Annotated in this window: 5 protein-coding genes; 2 read left to right on the top strand and 3 right to left on the bottom strand. The window is 62.1% G+C overall.

The window, feature by feature from the left end; genetic code table 11:
• Positions 1-616, top strand: a 616-nt coding sequence (locus tag EOA24_RS31190) for a universal stress protein (protein WP_133374697.1), incomplete at its 5' end; no start/stop codon positions are given.
• Positions 617-673: 57 nt separating this feature from the next.
• Here the strand turns inward: EOA24_RS31190 and EOA24_RS31185 are convergent.
• On the bottom strand, positions 674-934 hold the full coding sequence (locus EOA24_RS31185) for a hypothetical protein (protein ID WP_127255647.1): 261 nt from the start codon (positions 932-934) through the stop codon (positions 674-676).
• A 346-nt stretch (positions 935-1280) separates the two neighbouring features.
• Here EOA24_RS31185 and EOA24_RS31180 point away from each other — a divergent pair, with 346 nt between their 5' ends.
• Positions 1281-1757 carry a plastocyanin/azurin family copper-binding protein gene (locus EOA24_RS31180; protein ID WP_126079266.1) on the top strand — a complete coding sequence of 159 codons (477 nt, stop codon included), beginning with the start codon at positions 1281-1283 and terminating at the stop codon, positions 1755-1757.
• Positions 1758-1848: 91 nt separating this feature from the next.
• Here EOA24_RS31180 and EOA24_RS31175 read toward each other — a convergent pair whose 3' ends face one another.
• Complete coding sequence (locus EOA24_RS31175) at positions 1849-2292, bottom strand: host attachment protein (protein ID WP_245467255.1); 444 nt, start codon at positions 2290-2292, stop codon at positions 1849-1851.
• 279 nt (positions 2293-2571) lie between these two features.
• Positions 2572-3549 (bottom strand): AAA family ATPase (locus EOA24_RS31170; RefSeq protein ID WP_127410448.1); only part of this gene is annotated, 978 nt, incomplete at its 5' end.

The following is a 3549-nucleotide window of genomic DNA, read 5'->3' as shown; positions in this document are numbered from 1 at the left end:
GACCAGCCTGAACGGCGAGTTCGACGGCCTGGTGGCCGGAGCGGTCAAGACGGACTGGCATGGCGATATCGAAAATCCGAATCATGCCGTGGCCCGGAGAGCCCGCATGGCCGACATCGTCGTCACCAGCGCTTTCCAGGGCGCGTCGACGGGCGACTCTTACCGCACGGTCGATCCAGGATCGCTGGTGCTGCGCGCGGGCCGGCCGGTCCTGGTCGCGGCTCAGGGCGCGATGGATTTGCCGGCTCGCAGGATCGTGGTGTCCTGGAAGGACACGCGTGAGGCCAGGCGGGCGGTGGCGGACGCTGTACCGCTTATGGCCATGGCCGAGGAAGTCACCATCGTCGCGGTCGATCGCAATCCGGACGACTGGACCAGGGACAGCGTCAAGGACGTGGCGAGCTTCCTGGCCGGTCACGGCATCAAGGCGCGCACCGAGATCATCAAGACGGCCGATGATGAAGGCAATCGCCTCGTCGATTTCTTCGCCTCGATGAATGCCGAGCTGATTGTGTCGGGCGCCTATGGGCATAGCCGGTTGAGGGAGTGGGTGTTCGGCGGCGTTACCCGCTCCTTGCTGGACGAGGTGTGGCTCAATCGGCTGATGTCGAACTGACGCCGCAACTGAGGGCACAGCTGCATGCAGGGGAATGCGTGGTGTCGCTGCAGGCGACTATTTTTCGACGCATTGACCGAAATCAAAATTCTTCGCATCGAAATCCTTCATATGTGGCGCATTCAGGCACTTAAGGTAACGCCGCTCAATGAGAAATGCCGTCGTGAGGCTTGTCGACACCTGCAATGCTGAGAGAAGCAAGGGATCGGACTTTCCAACCATCTGGAGAGATGTGCTGAAGGCGCATCCCTGCGTGCTCGGGCAGCCGGTGCAAGACAGCGGAGAGGACGGTCCGCTGCTGAGGATTCCCTTGATCACCGGCCAGGTCCTCGTGTTCCTGGGTTCGCATTTTTCTCTGTTGTGAGCTCCCGCGCCGGGCGGTCTTGAGGGTTTGGCCGAATCCTGTCCAACTTGACGAGGATCACGGTTATTGCGTCGCTAACCCGTCTTCACGCCCCTAGCAATCAGTCGGGACGCCGCCGATCTCCCGGGCGGCTGTCTCGGCCGCGTAGACATCGTCGACTGTGATGTTGATCGCCAACCACCGGGCGTCGGGACCGTCAGCGGGTTGTCAGGCTGGGCTTGCTAGACAGCGCTCGCGACCAATCATCTTTCCAAGCAGTCCGCCTTTGTGGTCGTCGGACGGCAGACAGGAGCACATTCGATGCAGTTTCTGAAAATTGGACTTGCGTTGACCACGCTGGCCGTTGCGGCGCCGGCGTTCGCGGATTCCACGGTCAACGTGAAATTGTGGGACAAGAACGGCGACATGAACGCCGACGCCAAGATGGGGATGGGCATGCCGGCGAATATGAACATGGCGATGATGAAGGTTCAGGTCGACAAGAAGGTCGTGCCGGCTGGCAAAGTGACCTTCGATGTGACCAACACCTCCAAGGCCACGGTCCATGAAATGATCGTCGTTCCCGTGGCGGACCCAAAAAAGACGACGCTGCCCTATATTTCGAACGAGAACCGTGTCGATGAGGATGCGGCCGGCCATCTGGGTGAGGTCTCGGAACTCGATCCGGGCAAGTCGGGTTCGCTGACGCTCGACCTCAAGCCAGGCTTCTACGCGGTCTTCTGCAACATCCCCGATCATTTCATGAACGGCATGTGGGCCACCATCAAGGTTCAGTAAGACGACACCGAGCACGCCCGGCGACGAACCGCGGCGTGCTCGCCCAGCCAATGTGGTTATGCCGATCAGGGCGAACGGAGTGTCGATGGGCTCAGGCGGCTTCTATGGCGCTTTTGATCGACGTCACGGGGTGCTTGACGAAGTCCTTGGCGACCTCGCCGACAAGTTTGGCGCTCAATGACGGCTGATAGTGCCTTCGCATCTCACCAAGCGTGCGCGGATCGGCGATCACCAGTATATGCTCGCAGGCTTTCTCGCGGGCCTTGTGATTGAGGTAGCTCGCGATCGACGCGGCAAAGTCGTCTTCACCCAGCCGGGACTCGTCCGGATTGGCGGTTGAACTGCGATGCCTGCCGCCGGATCCGGCGTGGGCCACTTCAAGGACCGAATCCTCGACTTCGATCAGGTCGAGATGAGGTTCGTGCCCCTTGTTGTGAAACAGCCGCAGGCTCTCGCCATCCGTAACCGCGACGAGAGTGCCGTTATTCAGAATCATGTGTTTCTCCGAGGTCGGATCAGCCGAGCACTCCGGCACCGTCCGATCATTTCACTGCCATTGCCAGACAGGTAAGCCCCGATCCCCTCGCGTCGCTTTGACCTTGATCAAAGCCGGGCACGGCCATGAACGACCGGCTAAGTCGAGCAGAAGGCGGAATGCAGCGCCTCGATGACAGTCAGCACCTCCGGGCGGTGCCAGGCGATCGAATCCGTCGAAGCGCCCCCCTCGGCGTAGATCATGCCGGAGCATCAAAGCCGACGAACTTGGCATGCCGGACGGCGGCGCCGTCGAACCTTGACCCGCCGCGGCAAGGTCCTATTCGAAGGAGTAGGTGAATCCTTCCGGCGACGCACCCACGATGACTTTCGCCATCTTCTTGCCCTCGAGCGAGCGGTTGAGCACGCCGCGGCTGAGTTCCGGCAGCAGCGTGTTGGTCAGGATGGCGTCGATCATGCGCCCGCCGGACTCGATCTCGGTGCAGCGCGCCTTGACCAAATCCATCACGCCATCGCCGATCACCAGCTCGGCGTCGTTGGTGGCCTTGAGCCGGCGCGCGATCTTGCCGAACTGGTGCCGGGCGATCGCCTCGATCATCGCGTCCGACAGCGGATAATAGGGAATGGTGACGACGCGGCCGAGGAAGGCGGCCGGGAACACTTTCAGCAGCGGCGCGCGCAGGGCCTGGTCGAGATCGTCGATGCCGGTCCGCACGGTGCCGTTCCTGGTGCGGTCCATGATGACGTCTGAGCCGACATTCGAGGTGAGCAGGATCAGCGTGTTCTTGAAGTCGATCCTGCGGCCTTCGCTGTCATCCATCATGCCCTTGTCGAAGACCTGGAAGAAGATCTCGTGCACGTCCGGATGCGCCTTCTCGACCTCGTCGAGCAGGATCACCGAATAGGGTTTCCTGCGCACCGCCTCGGTCAGGATGCCGCCCTTGCCGTAGCCGACATAACCGGGCGGCGCGCCCTTGAGCGTCGAGACGGTGTGGGCTTCCTGGAACTCTGACATGTTGATCGAGATCAGGTTCTGCTCGCCGCCATAGAGCGTCTCGGCCAGCGCCAGCGCGGTCTCGGTCTTGCCGACGCCGGAAGGGCCGCAGAGCAGGAACACGCCGACCGGCTTTTCCGGCGCGCCGAGGCCGGCGCGGCTGGTCTGCACGCGCCTGGCGATCATCTCCATGGCGTGATCCTGGCCGACGACGCGTTCGGACAGGGTGGCGGCGAGCTTCAGCGCCTTCTCGGTCTGGCTGGAGAGCATGCGTCCGGTCGGAATGCCGGTCCAATCCTGCAC

This window comes from Mesorhizobium sp. M2A.F.Ca.ET.039.01.1.1, from assembly GCF_003998035.1.
Lineage (GTDB): Bacteria > Pseudomonadota > Alphaproteobacteria > Rhizobiales > Rhizobiaceae > Mesorhizobium.
This window is presented reverse-complemented; position numbering and strand designations above follow the sequence as displayed.